The sequence below is a fragment of the Butyrivibrio sp. NC2002 genome, from assembly GCF_000702265.1.
Taxonomy (GTDB): Bacteria; Bacillota; Clostridia; order Lachnospirales; family Lachnospiraceae; genus Butyrivibrio.
Window position 1 is genome coordinate 168,185 of sequence record NZ_JNKZ01000007.1, and the last position, 17,300, is coordinate 185,484.

Annotated in this window: 16 protein-coding genes; all 16 read left to right on the forward strand. The window is 39.5% G+C overall.

Translation table 11 applies throughout. The features are described from left to right. The first annotated feature begins 22 nt into the window (after positions 1-22). The 16 genes from leuD to T543_RS04145 all read left to right on the forward strand — a co-directional run bounded on the left by leuD (position 23) and on the right by T543_RS04145 (position 17,300). Positions 23-514, forward strand: coding sequence for a 3-isopropylmalate dehydratase small subunit (leuD, locus tag T543_RS04070; protein ID WP_035766015.1), 492 nt, complete (start codon positions 23-25; stop codon positions 512-514). Then, complete coding sequence (locus T543_RS04075) at positions 501-1,496, forward strand: glycosyltransferase family 2 protein (RefSeq protein ID WP_035766016.1); 996 nt, start codon at positions 501-503, stop codon at positions 1,494-1,496. The genes leuD and T543_RS04075 overlap by 14 nt, the downstream gene beginning before the upstream one ends. A 70-nt stretch (positions 1,497-1,566) precedes the next feature. Continuing rightward, on the forward strand, positions 1,567-2,334 hold the full coding sequence (locus tag T543_RS04080; RefSeq protein WP_242839477.1) for a P-loop NTPase: 768 nt from the start codon (positions 1,567-1,569) through the stop codon (positions 2,332-2,334). 41 nt (positions 2,335-2,375) lie between these two features. Continuing rightward, positions 2,376-3,800: an AI-2E family transporter gene (locus T543_RS04085; protein ID WP_051638523.1), complete on the forward strand. Its 1,425-nt coding sequence runs from the start codon at positions 2,376-2,378 to the stop codon at positions 3,798-3,800. A 16-nt stretch (positions 3,801-3,816) separates the two neighbouring features. After that, the gene (locus T543_RS04090; RefSeq protein WP_035766018.1) at positions 3,817-4,848 is read left to right on the forward strand and encodes a branched-chain amino acid aminotransferase; all 1,032 of its coding nucleotides are present in this window, start codon (positions 3,817-3,819) and stop codon (positions 4,846-4,848) included. A 3-nt stretch (positions 4,849-4,851) separates the two neighbouring features. Next, positions 4,852-5,235: a NusG domain II-containing protein gene (locus tag T543_RS04095; RefSeq protein WP_035766019.1), complete on the forward strand. Its 384-nt coding sequence runs from the start codon at positions 4,852-4,854 to the stop codon at positions 5,233-5,235. A 159-nt stretch (positions 5,236-5,394) separates the two neighbouring features. Further along, positions 5,395-7,179 carry an ABC transporter ATP-binding protein gene (locus T543_RS04100; RefSeq protein WP_051638524.1) on the forward strand — a complete coding sequence of 595 codons (1,785 nt, stop codon included), beginning with the start codon at positions 5,395-5,397 and terminating at the stop codon, positions 7,177-7,179. 15 nt (positions 7,180-7,194) lie between these two features. Further along, a complete protein-coding gene (locus tag T543_RS04105) occupies positions 7,195-8,979 on the forward strand; it encodes an ABC transporter ATP-binding protein (RefSeq protein WP_035766020.1) in 1,785 nt (594 codons plus the stop codon). 18 nt (positions 8,980-8,997) lie between these two features. Continuing rightward, the gene (locus T543_RS04110; protein ID WP_035766021.1) at positions 8,998-9,516 is read left to right on the forward strand and encodes a Gx transporter family protein; all 519 of its coding nucleotides are present in this window, start codon (positions 8,998-9,000) and stop codon (positions 9,514-9,516) included. Further along, positions 9,513-10,127 carry a Holliday junction branch migration protein RuvA gene (gene ruvA / locus T543_RS04115; RefSeq protein ID WP_035766022.1) on the forward strand — a complete coding sequence of 205 codons (615 nt, stop codon included), beginning with the start codon at positions 9,513-9,515 and terminating at the stop codon, positions 10,125-10,127. Before T543_RS04110 ends, ruvA begins: the two co-directional genes overlap by 4 nt. Before the next feature lie 61 nt (positions 10,128-10,188). Further along, positions 10,189-11,226: a Holliday junction branch migration DNA helicase RuvB gene (gene ruvB, locus T543_RS04120; protein ID WP_081829931.1), complete on the forward strand. Its 1,038-nt coding sequence runs from the start codon at positions 10,189-10,191 to the stop codon at positions 11,224-11,226. Positions 11,227-11,372: 146 nt separating this feature from the next. Further along, positions 11,373-11,780 (forward strand): cell division protein ZapA, encoded by a 408-nt coding sequence (gene zapA, locus T543_RS04125; RefSeq protein WP_197023927.1) that lies wholly within the window; start codon positions 11,373-11,375, stop codon positions 11,778-11,780. 62 nt (positions 11,781-11,842) lie between these two features. Continuing rightward, on the forward strand, positions 11,843-14,170 hold the full coding sequence (locus T543_RS04130) for a peptidase U32 family protein (protein ID WP_035766024.1): 2,328 nt from the start codon (positions 11,843-11,845) through the stop codon (positions 14,168-14,170). Between the two features lie 28 nt (positions 14,171-14,198). After that, entirely contained in the window at positions 14,199-15,554 is a 1,356-nt protein-coding gene (locus T543_RS04135) for an FtsW/RodA/SpoVE family cell cycle protein (RefSeq protein WP_035766025.1), read from the forward strand. After that, positions 15,538-16,956 carry a peptidoglycan D,D-transpeptidase FtsI family protein gene (locus tag T543_RS04140; RefSeq protein WP_242839465.1) on the forward strand — a complete coding sequence of 473 codons (1,419 nt, stop codon included), beginning with the start codon at positions 15,538-15,540 and terminating at the stop codon, positions 16,954-16,956. The genes T543_RS04135 and T543_RS04140 overlap by 17 nt, the downstream gene beginning before the upstream one ends. 11 nt (positions 16,957-16,967) lie before the next feature. Then, complete coding sequence (locus T543_RS04145) at positions 16,968-17,300, forward strand: hypothetical protein (protein ID WP_051638525.1); 333 nt, start codon at positions 16,968-16,970, stop codon at positions 17,298-17,300.

The following is a 17,300-nucleotide window of genomic DNA, read 5'->3' on the forward strand; positions in this document are numbered from 1 at the left end:
TTTAGGAAAAGAGGTTTACGATATGAAAGAAGCTAGAGGAAGTGTATTTTGCTTTGGTGACAATGTTGATACGGACGTTATTATTCCCGCAAGATATTTAAATACTGCTGATCCGATGGAGCTTGCAGCACATTGCATGGAAGATATCGATAAAGACTTTATCAAAAATGTTAAAAAAGGTGATATCATTGTTGCTAATAAGAACTTTGGATGCGGCTCTTCAAGAGAGCACGCTCCGATCGCAATAAAGGCTGCAGGAGTTTCCTGTGTTATTGCCGAAACTTTTGCAAGGATTTTTTACAGAAATGCTATAAATATCGGTCTTCCGATAGTAGAATGTCCTGACGCTGCAAAAGAAATAAAGCAGGGTGATGTTGTAAATATTAATTTTGATACCGGTGTTATCACCGATGAGACTACAGGCAAAACCTTTCAGGGACAGGCATTCCCGCCCTTTATGCAGAAAATAATCGATAGTGAAGGACTGGTTAATTATATAAATGGCAAAGAATGATAAGCTTTTTATGGTAATTCCCTGTTACAACGAACAGGAGGTTTTACCTGAAACTTCAAAAAGACTTAAGGAGAAATTAAACACTCTTATAAAGAGCGAAAAGATTTCTCCGGACAGCAGGATCGTGTTTGTTGATGACGGCTCGCGCGATAATACCTGGAATATGATAGAGGAGCTTCACAAAGAAGATCCGATTTTTCAGGGGGTAAAATTATCCAGAAACAGAGGCCATCAGAATGCGCTTCTTGCAGGTCTTATGACAGTAAAGGATATCTGTGACATAAGTATTTCGATGGATGCCGATCTTCAGGATGATATTAATGCAATAGACGGCATGGTTGAAAAATACGAAAACGGCGCAGAGATCGTATACGGAGTAAGAAGCCAGAGAAAAACAGATACCTTTTTCAAGAGGTATACAGCTGAGAGCTATTATAAGCTCATGAATAAGATGGGTGCAGACATTGTATATAACCATGCTGATTTCAGACTGATGAGCAGCAGGGCTCTGGATTTTTTGTCTGATTTTTCGGAAGTCAATCTGTTCCTTAGAGGAATAGTTCCAATGATCGGCCTTAAGACTGATGTGGAATATTATGAGAGAGCAGAGAGATTTGCAGGTGAAAGTAAGTATCCCTTATTTAAGATGCTTCAGTTTGCATTTGAAGGTATTACTTCGCTTAGTACCAAACCCATAAAGATTATTTCAGGCCTTGGAGTGTTTATATTCTTTACAAGTTTTATTGTACTTATATATTCACTTATCAGGCATTTTACAGGTGCAACTATTCCCGGCTGGACAACTACTGTTTTGTCGGTATGGGCTATTGGCGGTCTTACTATGATATCCCTTGGAGTCATAGGAGAGTATATTGGCAAAATATATTTGGAGACCAAAAACAGGCCAAGGTATATAATCAGTACATATCTTGGTGATAAAGAAGATGAGCAGATGCTAAGAGATGTAAAATTTTTAAAGTAACAGGAGAATTTAATTTAGTATGTCAGAAGAGAAGAAGAAAAAGACCCCCGAAGATTTCAAAAAAGAAAGTATGGAGAGCTTCAGGGTTAAGCTTGCAGAAGGAAGCAGCGTTAAGAAAGTTATTGGCGTTGTAAGTGGTAAAGGCGGTGTTGGTAAAAGTCTTGTAACAGGCCTTTCTGCCTGCGCTATGAACAGAAAGGGATACAAGGTAGGCGTTCTTGATGCCGATATTACAGGACCTTCAATTCCCAAGATGTTCGGTGTAAAGCCGATCAGATATGCAGATGAAAACGGAAACATGATCCCTGCAGAAACAGATAACGGTATAAAAGCAGTTTCTATCAACCTTCTTATGGAAAATGATACAGACCCGGTAATCTGGAGAGGTCCTGTTATCGCAGGTGTCGTTAAACAGTTTTGGGGAGAGACAAGCTGGGGCGATGTTGATTATATGTTTGTTGATATGCCTCCGGGAACAGGTGATGTTCCGCTTACAGTATTCCAGTCACTTCCCGTGGACGGAATAATAGTTGTTGCCACTCCTCAGGAGCTTGTTTCAATGATCGTTGAAAAAGCAATAAATATGGCTAAGATGATGGATATTCCTGTTATCGGAATTGTTGAGAATATGAGCTATATGACATGTCCTCACTGTGGGAAGCCCATATATGTATTCGGAGAAGGCAAGATTGACTCCTATGCGGCATCAAGAGGAATAGATGTACTTGCAAAGATCCCGCTTGATCCGGAATTTTCAAAGAAATGTGATGAAGGTAAGATTGAGGAATATATTCCTGATTTTATGGATTCTCTTGTATACAAGCTTGAACAGCTTTAATTATTTTTTGGGGTAAGAAAAAACTTTTTTGGGGGCGTTTTATGAAATGGAAACCTGGTAAAAAGCAGCTCAGCATTATGCTGTCTGTTATAATCTGCAGCCTTGTGGTCATGCTTATCTACTATGTTTTGTTCAGAGGCTATAAGATCACAAACGGCATCAAGAGCTTTCTTCATATATTGACGCCGATAATTTATGGGTGCGTTATTGGATATATTTTGTCCCCTATACTTAATAATATTGAGAAGAGGATTCTATATCCGATTTACAGATTAAGGGGAATCGACCTAAGCAAGCAGGGATATTGGAAAGAAAAAAAGAAAGCAAGGAAACTTGGCGTGCTTATTACAATGGCTTTGTTTTTTCTTTTGCTTTATGGAATGATCATGATCCTTGTCCCTCAACTTGTTAAGAGTATCAGAGAGATTGTGTTTCATTTTCCTTTATATGTAGCTAATCTCCAGAAGTGGACAGATACATATCTAAATGATAATCCTTCAGTAAGAAGAGCAATTGATAATCTGATACAGAGCTATTCCGCAACATTAATGGAATTTGTAAAACAAAAGTTTTTGCCAAATGTTTCGTCAGCCATTACTATCATTTCGAAGAGTATGGTCAGTGCGATCAAGGTGTTCTTTTACTTTGTTGTGGGTGTTGTTGTTGCTGTCTATGTCCTTAACTCCAAGGAAACCTTCATGGGGCAGGGCAAAAAGATATGCTATGCCTATTTTAGGAAAGAAGTTGCCAATGAGCTTATCGGTGCATTCAGATATGCACATTATACCTTTACAGGATTTGTTAACGGCAAAATTGTAGATTCACTGATAATAGGACTTATATGTTTTGTTGTTACGTCATTTCTTAAAATACCGTACCCTGTGCTTTTATCTTTTGCGGTCGGGATTACCAATCTGATACCGTTTTTTGGACCTTATATCGGTGCTGCATTCGGCATTATCCTGCTTATAATGATCAATCCGATAAAAGCTTTGGTATTTTTGGTTTTCATTGTCATACTGCAGAATGTTGACGGCAATATAATAGGACCTCTTATTTTGGGCAACTCTACAGGGCTTTCGAGCTTCTGGGTTATATTTGCGATCATGCTATTTGGCGGAATATGGGGACCTATCGGATGGATTATCGGTGTTCCTGTATTTGCATGTATTTATACATTTTTTGGATATATCACAAAGAAAAAACTGCGTGAGAAAAAGCTTCCCAGAGATACTTCGACCTACATTGATGCAGCTTATATCGATGATGAGGAGGGTATCGTTAACATAGAAGATGCTGATAATTCCAAATATTATGTTCATAATGAAGCATCCAGCTGGAGAAGAATATTCAAGTTCTATAAAAAGAGCAAAAAGTATCTTAAAAATGCGGCTATGCAGACTCAATTACCACTTGATGGAAAAGAGTCTGATGAAATAGAACCGGAGGAGAAAAAGGAAGAGTAGAAAGGAGTATTTTAAAATGAGTAAAAAGAATTTGGACTGGTCAAGCATTGGATTTAACTATCACGTAGCGGATCTTCGCTATGTTTCCAACTATAAGGATGGAAAATGGGATGATGGTGAGCTTACTACGGATTCAAAAGTAGTTCTTAGTGAAGATGCCGGTGTCCTTCATTATGCACAGGAAGTATTTGAAGGCCTTAAGGCTTATGAGACAGAAGACGGACATATCGTATGCTTCCGTCCTGACCTAAATGCAAGCCGTATGGTTGACTCTGCAAAGAGACTGGAGATGCCTCCATTCCCTGAAGAGAGATTTATCAAGGCTGTAGAAGAAGTAGTTAAGGCAAACGAGGACTGGGTTCCGCCTTTCGGAAGTGGTGCAACTTTATATATCAGACCTCTTATGTTCGCTACAGGCAATGTAATCGGAGTTAAGCCTGCTGATGAATATCAGTTCAGAATTTTCGTTACACCTGTAGGACCTTACTTCAAGGGTGGCGCAAAGCCTATCGTTGTAAAAATAAGTGATTTTGACAGAGCAGCACCGCACGGAACAGGTAACATCAAGGCCGGACTTAACTATGCAATGAGCCTTCATGCTATTGTTACAGCTCATGATGAAGGTTTTGCAGAGAATGTATATCTTGATGCAGCTTCAAGAACATATATCGAGGAGACAGGCGGAGCTAACATAATCTTTGTAGATGCTGACGGCAACCTTGTTGTTCCCAAGTCATATACTGATTCAATCCTTCCTTCTATCACAAGAAGATCTATCGTTCAGGTTGCAAAAGACTATCTTGGACTTAAGGTTGACGAAAGACCTGTACGTCTTGATGAAGTTAAAAACTTTAAGGAAATGGGACTTTGCGGAACAGCTGCTGTTATTTCTCCTGTTGGCAAGATCAATGACCACGGCAACGAAATCTGCTTCGAGTCCGGAATGGAAGAGATGGGACCTGTTATCAAGAAGCTCTATGATACTCTTACAGGTATCCAGATGGGCGAGATCAAGGCTCCTGAAGGATGGGTTCACGTAATCAAATAATATATGAGTGACATATCACGAAAAAGAAAAAATTCCATCTTACTGCTATGTGCTATTATCATCATTTCATTTTTGATCTATGGCTTTAATCAGGCATTTGGAGAAAAAGGAGAGATGGTGGTAATATCCGTAGACGGTAAAGATATAGAGTCATTTCCCCTTTCAGAAGACAGGAAAGTAAGGATTGAGGGCTATAACGGAGGATACAATGACGTTGTTATAAAAGACGGCAAGGCCTTCGTTGAAAGTGCGGATTGTCCCGATTGTTTGTGCATCGAACAGGGTATGATTGACAGCGCCGGGGAGTCTGTAATTTGTCTTCCTCACAGGGTAATTATTATAATTTTAGGAAAATCGAATAAAGGTATAGACTTAATTTCAAAATAGCTATAATATCTTAAAGAAGTGACTAAAGTAATTCACGTTTGTTTAATAAGTTTCTTGTAAACATAATAAACAAACGTGTTTTTTTTCCTTTTTTGCAATGCAGTTTTTGTGGGTAGAACTTCATTGCAGGTCACTAACATTAAAAAAATGGGGTGTATTATGAAAAAAAGTTACGGAGCTTGGAAATTCCCAAGAACAAGACTGCAATGGCTCTGGGACAACATGGAAGGGTACAGACTGCTGTATTTAACAGTAGTCATTGGAACGGTTGTATATAACGTTATGCAGCTTACTGTTCCCTACTTTGCTTCTCGAATCGTTGACAGATTCCTTTCAGGGGAAGAAGGAAAAACAAATTTTTTAAACCATTCGGATGAGTTCTATAAACTAATAGCAGCTATGATCATATTTACGGTCATAAGATGCCTTATAGTTTATTTTGACTGCGTGGGATATGAAAAAGTATCTCAGGGAGTCCTCTTCAGGATCAGAAATTATCTCTATGACAAAATTCAAAGACAGGATATGAAGTTTTATGCTTCATACAGAACAGGTGACCTGATGACGAGAGTTACGGGTGACCTCGATGCGGTGCGCCATATGGTTGCATGGGTTGTGAGAATGGTAGTAGAAGCGCTTTCTCTTATAACCGCAACAAGTATATATTTCTTTTTCATGAACTGGAAGATGGCACTCACACTTCTTGCAGTTGCTCCTTTTATTTTTGGCGTTATCATCATCTTCAAAAATCAGGTTGCACCTATGCATGCTCTTCTTCGTGAAAAGCTTGCAGGCATGAATACCATGGCTCAGGAAAACATATCCGGAAACAAGGTAGTTAAAGCCTTTGCCAGGGAAGACTACGAGATAGAAAGATTTGATAAGTGCAACACAGATTACAGGGATACCAATAAGAAAACGGCATTTACCTGGATCAGATTCTTCCCGATAGTTGAGAGCGTTGCAAACCTGCTGCCTCTATTACTCCTTGTAGTCGGCGGCCTGTTCCTTATAGGTGGCCAGATGACTATGGGTGAATTTGTAGCATTTTCAGGTCTTACATGGGCTATTGCCAATCCTATGAGACAGCTTGGAAATATCATGAACGAATTCCAGAGATTTTCAGCATGCTCTGTAAAGGTTATGGAAATCTATTATTCAGAGCCTGAAATCGTGGATAGCCCTGATGCTGTCGATATGCCCGAGAGATTTGAGGGCGAAATAGAATTTAAGAATGTTTTTTTCAAATACTCTGATGGTAAGCTTCCTGTTGTTAAGGATATTTCCTTTACAGCAAAGCCCGGTCAGACTATAGCCATAATGGGCGAAACAGGATGCGGAAAAACATCTCTTATTCACCTGATACCCAGATTCTATGAGCCAACTGATGGCCAGATACTTATAGACGGCGTTGATGTATCAAAGATAAAGCTTCATCAGCTTAGGAAGAACATAGGTCTTGCAACGCAGGACGTGCTTCTTTACTCAGATACTATCGATGGAAATATTGCCTATGGAGATCAGCATATAACAAGGGATGAAGTCGTTAAATTTGCAAAGTATTCTCAGGCATCGGATTTTATTGCAAAAATGCCTGAAGGCTATGAAACCATAGTAGGTGAAAGAGGTGTTGGCTTGTCCGGCGGACAAAAGCAGAGAATATCTCTTGCAAGAGCGCTTGCTGTAAAGCCTTCGATACTGATACTTGATGATACGACATCTGCTGTGGATCTTGAGACAGAGAAGGCTATACAGGAAAGCCTTAGAAACCTTGATTTTAATTGCACCAAGATCATCATTGCACAGAGAATATCAACTACAAAAGATGCTGACCAGATTCTTATAATGCAGGACGGCGAGATTACTGAGAGAGGAACTCACGAGGAGCTTATCAAAAAAGGCGGCTATTACGCAGAGCTTGTTAAGCTTCAGATGGGTGCATGACAGGGGAGTTAAATTATGGCAAGAAATACGTATAAACAGGATGAAGTCTTAGAAGAGCCTTTTGACATAAAGCACCTACTTCGTGCTTCGGGATATATTAAAAAACATGCAGGCAAAATGATAATTGCCCTTGTGCTTTCAGCTATTGGCGGTATTACAGCGCTTATAAGCCCTATTATTTTTCAGAAGGCATTGGACGAGGCAATTCCCAATTCAGATAGGATAATGCTCTTTAAGCTTGCTATTTTAATGGGAGCTGTTTATCTTATAAGCATTTTGTTTGCAACTATCAGATCTTATATCATGGTCAATGTCAGTCAGGATATTATTTATCAGATAAGGAGTGATCTGTATGAGCATCTTCAGAAGCTATCATTCCAGTATTATGATGACAGACCGCACGGCAAGATTCTTGTAAGAGTTGTAAACTATGTAAATTCCGTTTCTGATATGTTAAGTAACGGACTTATAAATCTTATACTTGAGTTTTTGAATCTGATCTTTATTGTTATTTTCATGCTCTATGTGGACGTTAAGCTAAGCCTTGTTGTCCTTGCGGGAGTTCCAATTCTCATGTTTTTCATGTTCTGGATAAAGAACAAGCAGAGAATAGCATGGCAGATGGTTTCGAACAAAAACTCTAACCTGAATGCTTATCTGCAGGAAAATATCGTAGGTGCAAGAATCACTCAGATTTTTGCAAGAGAAGATGAGAATGCAGCCATTTTCAAGGATCTTTCAAATGATTGCAGAAAGACATGGATGAGGGCTATTTATTATTCCACACTTGTTTGGCCGGGCATCGATACTATTTCTGTTTTCGTAACAGCAGCGCTGTATACAGCCGGAATAGTAATGTTTACAAACGGACATCAGACTCTTGGAACTATCATCGCGATTTCCAACTATGCGTCAAGATTCTGGCAGCCTATTATGAACCTTGGAAATATATTTAATAACTTTATAAATAATATTGCTTACCTTGAGCGTATCTTTGAAACGATTGATGAACCCGTAACGATCGATGATAAGCCCGGATGCATTGAGATGAAAAAGGTTACAGGAAAGGTTGAATTCAAAAATGTATCTTTTTCATACGAGCCCGGAGAAGAAATCCTCCACGATGTATCATTTACTGTTGAGCCGGGTGAAAGTATCGCTCTTGTAGGACCTACAGGTGCAGGGAAGAGTACAATTGTGAGTCTTATTTCAAGGTTTTATGACGTTGACAAGGGACAGATACTTATTGACGGGCAGGATATTTCGAAAGTATCGCTTAAATCACTAAGAAGCCAGATGGGTATAATGCTTCAGGACAGCTTTATATTCTCAGGAACAATTGAGGATAATATTAAATACGGCAAACTTGATGCAACTGAAAAAGAGGTTTACAGAGCAAGCAAAACCGTATGTGCCGATGAATTTATAAGAAAACTATCAAAAGGCTATGATACTGAGGTTAAGGAGAGAGGCGCACTTCTTTCACAGGGGCAGAAGCAGCTTATATCTTTTGCAAGAACGCTTTTGTCAGATCCTGCAATACTTGTTCTTGATGAAGCTACGTCAAGTATTGATGTGCAGACTGAAAAAGCTCTTCAAAAGGGACTTAATGCGATGCTTGAAGGAAGAACAAGCTTTATTATCGCCCACAGACTCTCAACCATTACAGGGTGCGATAAGATAATGTATATATCAGACGGCGGAATAACAGAGTGCGGATCTCACGAAGAGCTTATGGCCAAAAAGGGTGACTATTACAAACTCTACACAGCTCAGATTGAGGATCTTGAGAGCGCATGATGTGATATAATTGTTTTCATGGAAAACAGGATAACAACCAAAAAACTTACAATTCTTTCTCTGTCGCTTGCTTATGCGATGATACTGTCATATGTGGAATCATTATTTCCGTTTTTTTATGGAGTCCCCGGGATGAAGCTCGGACTTCCCAATATGGCAATTGTTTTCATCTTATATGTATACGGAAGCAGAGAGGGCATACTTATAAATATTCTTAGAATTGTACTTACAGGCTTCCTTTTTGGAAGCCTTTTTGGAATTCTTTTTTCTGTTTTCGGGGCTCTTTTCAGCTTCATTTTTATGGTATTATTTAAAAAGATGAATTTTTTTGACATGGGAGGAGTTAGTGTCATAGGCGGGATTGCCCATAATATCGGGCAGCTTTTTGTGGCTTGCTTTATTGTAAAGACAAGCGGCATTTTGTTTTATCTGCCGCCGCTTCTTATTGCGGGTGCAATTACAGGTTATGTAAACGGCTTTATCGCTGAGAGAATGAAAATTCATCTTGAAAAAAGTTTGACCGGGAGATTTTTATGATAGCATTTGTAAACGGAATTCTGGATATGACAGATGGGCAGAGCTGCGTCATCGATGTTCAGGGTGTCGGATATAACGTTAATATTTCAGGGTATACTGCGGACAGGCTTCCGGGTATAGGTGAGATAGTAAAGCTTTATACATATCTTAGTGTAAGGGAAGATGCAATGAGCCTTTACGGATTCTTATCAAGGGATGAGCTTGATTTCTTTAAGATGCTTATCAGTGTAAGCGGCATCGGTCCTAAGGTTGGACAGGCGATTTTGTCGGTTATGACGCCTGACGATCTGAGATTTGCAATTCTGGCAGGAGATTCCAAATCAATAAGTAAAGCACCGGGAGTTGGCAAGAAAACAGCAGAAAGACTGGTTCTTGAGCTGCATGATAAGATTTCTGCAGAGGATATAACAGGCGCAGATTTTGGCGGCGATGGCCTTTCCGGATCATCAGAAAAAGAGGGCGCACAGAGTGAAGCACTCGAAGCACTTGTTGCTCTTGGATATTCCGCATCAGAGGCTTCTAAAGCAGTACGAAAGGTATTATCTTCAAAAGAAGTATCGCTAGATGATACTGAAGCTATTCTTAAGATGGCTTTAAAAGAACTGTTCTGATACAACACGAAAGAGATATTTTCATCTTTCATTAAATAATATTTTCGTAATGGGGATTTTTATGGAAAAAAGAAGTATTAAAACTTCTGCAAGTGAATCCAGAAGAACGACAGATGCTTCATTTACAGAAGAGGATTTAAGAATTGAAGGATCGCTACGACCAAAGAGATTAAAGGATTACATCGGTCAAAAGAAGATAAAAGAGAATCTTCTTATCTCAATCGAGGCCGCTAAAAAGAGAAATCAAAGTCTTGATCATATCCTTCTCTACGGACCTCCCGGACTTGGAAAGACGACCCTTGCCGAGATAATAGCGCAGGAGATGGGCGTAAACTGCAAGGTTACAAGCGGACCTGCAATTGAAAAACCGGGCGAGATCGCTGCTATACTTAATAATTTAAAAGAGGGCGACGTCCTTTTTATCGATGAGATACACAGACTTAACAGGCAGGTAGAGGAAGTTCTTTATCCTGCAATGGAAGATTTTAAGATAGACATCATGATAGGAAAGGGACCAACAGCCAGGTCTATAAGACTAGACCTTCCGAGGTTTACGCTAATTGGTGCAACAACAAGAGCCGGTATGCTCTCAGCTCCCTTAAGGGATAGGTTCGGAATGCTCTTTAGAATGGAATTTTATGAGATAGAAGAGCTTATGCAGATAATAATGCAGTCCGCAAAGGTTCTAGGCGTTGAAACAAGGGAAAAAGGCGCTGAAGAAATGGCGAGACGAAGCCGCGGAACGCCACGTATTGCAAACAGGATCCTTAAAAGAGTAAGAGATTATGCGCAGGTTAGGTATGACGGTGTTATCACTGAGGAAGTTGCAAAAACAGCACTTGACCTTATGGATGTAGACAAACTCGGGCTTGATCACAACGACAGGACTTTGCTTCTTACTCTTATTGAGAAGTTCGCGGGAGGCCCCGCAGGTCTTGATACTCTGGCTGCATCAATAGGCGAAGATGCCGGCACGATCGAGGATGTATATGAGCCATATCTGTTAAAAAACGGCCTCATAAACAGGACACCCAGAGGAAGAGTAGTAACCGATCTTGCGTACGAACATCTTGGGCTTTACACTAGCCAGGATACATGATGTTGTGGTATAATTTGATTAATTAAATAACAAGCAATACTATTGAAAACTTTATTCCCTAAAGTATATAATTCAATATAACCATTGCAAGTTATGTAAAATATTAGAGATTCGAGTAGGATGGTTTGAAAAAAGGGAGGGGAATTATGGCTTCAAAGACAGATACAGAGGTAATCATCGGTGGTAAAGTCTTTACACTCAGCGGTTACGAAAGTGAGGAATATCTCCAGAAGGTAGCTCTATATATTAACAATAAAATAGCAGATTACAATAAGATGGATGGCTTTAAGAGACAGCCTGTTGATACACAGAATGTTCTGCTTCAGCTTAATATAGCAGATGACTATTTTAAAGCTAAGAAACAGGTTGAACTTCTGGAAGGACAGCTCAGCGATAAGGAAAAAGAACTCTATGATATCAAGCATGAGCTTATCGCAACTCAGATAAAGCTGGAAAATACAGAGAAAAATGTGAAAAATCTTCAGTCCGACATCACAGAGGACTCAAGAAAAATAATCCAGATGGAAACAGAACTTAAAACATTAAAGAAATAAATTTTATTTAAAAAGCTGCCTTATGGCGGCTTTTTAAGCTTGTACGTTTATACAGGAGTTTTATGCAAAAGGTTGAACTACTTGCCCCTGCAGGTAATTATGAAACAATGCTCGGGGCTTTTTATGCAGGAGCAGATGCGGTTTATCTTGGAGGTCAGGGCTTTGGAGCCAGAGCATTTGCTGACAATTTCACACAGGAAGAGCTGATATCTGCAATAAGATATGCTCATATTCATGGCAAAAAGATATATCTGACGGTTAATACTCTTTTAAAAGAAAAAGAGGTTTTTTCCTTTAGAGAATTTTTTGCGCCTTATGCCTATGCGGGACTCGATGCTGCGATAGTTCAGGACCTTGGCATTTTTAAGATAATACATGAGGAGTTTCCCTGGGTTGAGCTTCATGCAAGCACCCAGATGACTGTTACAGGTCCTGAGAGCGCAAGGCTTCTTATGGACAATGGTGCATCCAGAGTTGTTCCCGCAAGAGAATTATCTCTTAGTGAAATAAGGAAAATTCATGATTATTGCCTTGAAAAGGGCAGCGGCATTGAAATAGAGGCATTTGTACACGGAGCTATGTGCTATTCATATTCCGGAGCATGTCTTTTTTCAAGTATGGTCGGCGGCCGAAGCGGAAACAGAGGAAAATGCGCTCAGCCCTGCAGACTTCCGTACAAGAGTGCAAGCTGTGATGAATGCTATCCCTTAAGTCTTAAGGATATGTGCCTTGTCGACAGAATTTCCGAGCTTATTGAAGCTGGTATTGATTCGTTTAAAATTGAAGGGCGCATGAAAAAGCCTGAATATGCTGCGGGAGTAACTTCTGTATACAGAAAACTTATAGATAAATACTATGACGAGCTTTCAAAAAAGGGCTTTGCAGAGCCTGATCGTGATACAGGTATTAAGATCACATCTTCTAAGGAAGATAAGGCTATCCTTTCGCATCTGTATCTGCGATCTGAAATCGGAGAAGGATATTACTATAGGCACAACGGAAAAGAGATGGTCACACTTGGTAATCCCGCTTATAACGGCTCTGATGATAATGTTACAGCTAATATAAGAGAAAAGTATCTTGATAAGAAGCTAAAGATGCCTGTAAATCTTGTGTGTAGCCTTTGCGCAAAAGAAAAAGCATCTCTAACACTAAGTACAACTATTTTTGGCGAAAAGGTAAGTGTTACAGCTGTAGGCAGCGAAGTTCAGCTTGCACAGAAAAGACCTATGTCTGAAGCTGATTGCGAAAAGCAGCTTCGTAAATTCGGAGATTCCGATTTCTATATCGAAGAATTTAATTTAAATATACAAGGCGATAACATCTTTATTCCGGTAAAGCAGCTTAATGAGCTAAGAAGAGATGCTATAAGCCTGCTTGAAGAAGCAATCCTTGAAAAGAGAGGATATATACAGCATATTGATGAGCCTCAATCAGAAAATGAAGATGATCATAAAGGATTTTTACCTTCTGACCCTGATTTTTCAAAGAAGATGTATGTAAGCGTCCTTAATGCAGATCAGCTAAAGAAGGTATGTGAAAGAGCTTTAGCTAATAGCTGTATTTCCAGAATATATGTTGATAGCAGGATAATCCTTCTTGGAGAAGACATCCCTGAGCATGGTGAGAGCGATATTTTCATAGCGCTTCCATATGTGTGCAGAGCAGAACAGAGTATATCTTATTATGAAGATATAGATAAGGCTATTGAGTATATTAATAAAGGCATCGCAAAGGGAGTTCTTGTAAGAAACCTTGAACAGCTTTCTTATATTTTAAGCATTGGATATAAGGGCAGGATAGTTGCCGATTACGGACTTTATGTATGGAATCATCATGCACTTTCGATGTATGAGACACTTGCCTTTAACGAAATGGAATTTAATCTTCCTCTTGAGCTTAATCTGCATGAGCAGGAAGATATACTTAAAAACTGTGACTTTGTAAATGCTTTAGGTAGTATTAAAGATGAAAGCCTTTTTGCATATCAGATATATGGAAAGGTACCTATGATGATCTCTGCAAACTGCGTAAGAAATACGCTTAAAGAATGCAGCGGCCTTCGCGGAAGCATCACTGATTATAGCAAAGTCTCTCTTATTGACAGAACAGGCAGAACTATGCCTGTTGTCTATGATTGCAGATATTGCAATAATGTTATTTATAACAGTGCGTCCACTTCACTTTTTAAGAAAATGGACAAGATTGATAGGACCTTAGGTAAATACGGCGTAGCCTATCGCCTGGATTTTACTACAGAAAACGGGGATGAGACCTTAGAAATCCTTAAAGCCTATGAGGGACTTGTTTTTGATGGGGAGATGAAAAACAGTCAGTTCCTTTCTGAAATGGACTATACTGCAGGGCATTTTGAAAAAAGTGCTACTTGATCTATAAAGGTTTTGATTTGGGGAAGACATGGAATTATACGTTACTGAAATATCAAAATATGTAATAGCACTATGTGCTGTTTTATATACAATGTTTAGTTATCTGGTTTTTATCTACAGGGGAGAAAAGAGAAGACAGCCTCTGTATGCCATTCAGATCTTTTTTTTGTTTGCTACTCAGTTTTCTCTTTTTATCCAGATTTTTGCAAGGACCGGAAGTAAGCGATATTTCGCTCTTTGTATGATACAGATGGTTGCTATTTTGCTCACTACATCTTTGTTTAAAATGGTTTATCCTGACGGAAACAGGCTGATCATCAATAATATGTGCTTTCTTCTCATGGTTGGAATGATCGTTCTAACCAGAATATCTTATGGAAGAGGCATCAGGCAGTTTCTCATAGCGTCGGTTTCAATTATCCTGGCATTCGTTATACCGGAGCTTTTATTCAGGATGGAATTTCTTGAAAGGGCAGGCTGGTTCTTTGCAGGACTTGGGCTTATGCTTTTGGTTGTCCTGTTTTTATATGGACAGGTTGCAAACGGTTCAAGGATCAATTTCAGCATATTCGGGATCACCTTTATGCCTTCCGAACTTGGAAAGCTCATTTTCGTATTCTTCGCTTCTTCCGTTTTATCCATGAAAAATGATTTTAAGACAGTTGCCTTAGCTTCAGCTGTTGCGGCAGCTCATGTGATAATCCTTGTTTTGTTAAAGGATCTTGGAAGTGCGCTTATTTACTTTGTTGTCTATTTATGCATAGTATTGGTTGCAACGAATAATCCGTTCTATTTTGCAGGTGGTCTTTTACTCGGATCATTTGCAAGCGTATTTGCATATAATATTTTTCCTCACATAAGAACCAGAGTTAATGCGTTTCTTGATCCCTGGACAAGCATTGAAACCGGGGGATATCAGATATCACAATCACTCTTTGCAATAAGCGGTGGCGGAGCCTTTGGCCTTGGCCTTTATTCGGGAACTCCAACATCGATTCCCTATGTTGAAGCTGACTTTATATTTTCAGCGATCGCAGAGGAGCTTGGGATCATCTTTGCGAGCTGCATCGCGCTTGTGTGTCTTTCAACATTTATTATGATATTACTGGAAGCCTACAAAATAAGGAACGATTTTGGAAGACTTATGTGTGTGGGCTTTGGTGTGACATATATTTTCCAGGTATTTTTGACGATTGGAGGCAATTCCAAATTTATTCCGCTTACAGGAGTAACACTCCCGCTTGTAAGCTACGGCGGAACATCGGTCGTTGTAACCATAATAATGCTTTCTCTTATTGAAGGAGAATGCCTTGTAAGAAGCGATGAGAGATATCAGGATTACCTTAGGAAAAAGAGAGGAGAAGCTGTTGGAAAAAAAGAATAAACCATATTCAATTATCTTTATAGGCGCCTTTAACATAATCCTATTTATTACAATGCTCGTATATATAAGTGTTTATGCCTATACGCATAAGGTTGAAATGATCGACAACAGTTATAATGCTCATCAGGCACTCCTTAAGAAGCAAAATACCAGAGGAACCATCTATTCGTCGGATGGTAAAGAGCTTGCAGTAACACTGACTGATGAAAATGGCGATGAAAAAAGAGATTATCCCTTTGGAAAAGTATTTGCGCATGCGGTAGGATTTGCAACAAACGGAAGAAGCGGCTTAGAGGACCTTGCCAATTACTACCTGATAAACAGTGATATTTCGTTATCCCAAAAAGCTAAGGCTTACGATAACGGCGAAAAATATCCGGGTAACAATGTTTACTCATCTCTTGATACTAATCTTCAACAGACATCCTATGATGCTTTATCAGCGCACAAGGGAGCTGTTATAGTGACCGAGGTAAAGACAGGACGTATACTTGCTATGGTATCAAAACCCGATTTTGATCCTAACAGTATAGAAAGAGACTGGGATGAGCTTACAAAAGACGATGGAAATACCGAGCTTTTAAACAGAGTCTCTCAGGGCTTGTATCCTCCGGGCTCAACATTTAAGATTATTACAGCACTGGAATATTACAGAGAAAACCATGAGGCCTACAAAGACTTTTCATTTACATGTACGGGAAGCTTTTCAAACGGGGCGGATACCATAAACTGCTATCACGGTGAAAATCACGGAAAGCTCGATTTTACCAAGGCTTTTGCAAAGTCATGTAATTCTGCTTTTGCAAATATTTCTCTTACACTAGACAAAAGCAGCTTTAACAATACTCTAAAGGATCTGATGTTTGGCGATGTCATCCCCTGGGATATGAGCGCATCCGTATCAAATGCAAACTGTGATGAAAACACGTCTTCGGGAGATATGATGCAGCTTGCGATAGGTCAGGGAACAGATACTATTTCGCCGCTTCATCTTAATATGATCACAATGGCTATCGCAAACGACGGAATGCTTGTAAAGCCAAGGCTTATTGACAGCGTAGTAAGTGCTGAAGGCAAAGTAATAAAAAAATATGATACCGAAAACTATAAAAGGCTTTTATCTGTAGATGAGGCAGATTTTTTACAACAGCTAATGGAAGAAGTGGTTAATACGGGAACAGCAACCAGGCTTAAAGGTCTTACATACTCTGCCGCAGGAAAGACAGGATCTGCTGAGTTTATGACTTCATCATCTGATTCACATGCATGGTTTACCGGATTTGCTCCTTGCGAAAACCCGCAGATTGCGGTTACGATTATAGTTGAGAATGCAGGATCCGGCGGTGAGTTTGCCGTGCCTATATCAAAGAGAGTTTTTGATACGTACTTTGGCGTTGATTAAAGGAGCGCATATTGAATATAAAGGGATTTTGCAGATTTTATAAACATCTGTATGTTGGAAATTCCATAAAGAATGAAAGACTTGTGAAATGGAAACTAAAGCATGGAGCAGGTCAGTTTGGCATTTTTGTTATCACCGAATCTGAAGGCGGAGAAGGCAATCAGCTCGAAATTATGCACTGTGCTTTTTTGAAACAAAAGTATTATTTAAGGCATCCAATCATGGTCTACGGGATTGCCGGAAGCTACGAAGAAGCACTGGAACTTTTGATTAAAATAAGTGATGAAGCTGCAAATGCACAAATGGCAGGTGATCTTGCAGGTTTTCTTAGCACTATGAATTGA

Bases quoted from the DNA above. Each gene is read 5' to 3' on its own strand.
- leuD (WP_035766015.1), top strand. From the start codon at position 23: ATGAAAGAAGCTAGAGGAAGTGTATTTTGCTTTGGTGACAATGTTGAT.
- T543_RS04075 (WP_035766016.1), top strand. From the start codon at position 501: ATGGCAAAGAATGATAAGCTTTTTATGGTAATTCCCTGTTACAACGAA.
- T543_RS04080 (WP_242839477.1), top strand. From the start codon at position 1,567: ATGGAGAGCTTCAGGGTTAAGCTTGCAGAAGGAAGCAGCGTTAAGAAA.
- T543_RS04085 (WP_051638523.1), top strand. From the start codon at position 2,376: ATGAAATGGAAACCTGGTAAAAAGCAGCTCAGCATTATGCTGTCTGTT.
- T543_RS04090 (WP_035766018.1), top strand. From the start codon at position 3,817: ATGAGTAAAAAGAATTTGGACTGGTCAAGCATTGGATTTAACTATCAC.
- T543_RS04095 (WP_035766019.1), top strand. From the start codon at position 4,852: ATGAGTGACATATCACGAAAAAGAAAAAATTCCATCTTACTGCTATGT.
- T543_RS04100 (WP_051638524.1), top strand. From the start codon at position 5,395: ATGAAAAAAAGTTACGGAGCTTGGAAATTCCCAAGAACAAGACTGCAA.
- T543_RS04105 (WP_035766020.1), top strand. From the start codon at position 7,195: ATGGCAAGAAATACGTATAAACAGGATGAAGTCTTAGAAGAGCCTTTT.
- T543_RS04110 (WP_035766021.1), top strand. From the start codon at position 8,998: ATGGAAAACAGGATAACAACCAAAAAACTTACAATTCTTTCTCTGTCG.
- ruvA (WP_035766022.1), top strand. From the start codon at position 9,513: ATGATAGCATTTGTAAACGGAATTCTGGATATGACAGATGGGCAGAGC.
- ruvB (WP_081829931.1), top strand. From the start codon at position 10,189: ATGGAAAAAAGAAGTATTAAAACTTCTGCAAGTGAATCCAGAAGAACG.
- zapA (WP_197023927.1), top strand. From the start codon at position 11,373: ATGGCTTCAAAGACAGATACAGAGGTAATCATCGGTGGTAAAGTCTTT.
- T543_RS04130 (WP_035766024.1), top strand. From the start codon at position 11,843: ATGCAAAAGGTTGAACTACTTGCCCCTGCAGGTAATTATGAAACAATG.
- T543_RS04135 (WP_035766025.1), top strand. From the start codon at position 14,199: ATGGAATTATACGTTACTGAAATATCAAAATATGTAATAGCACTATGT.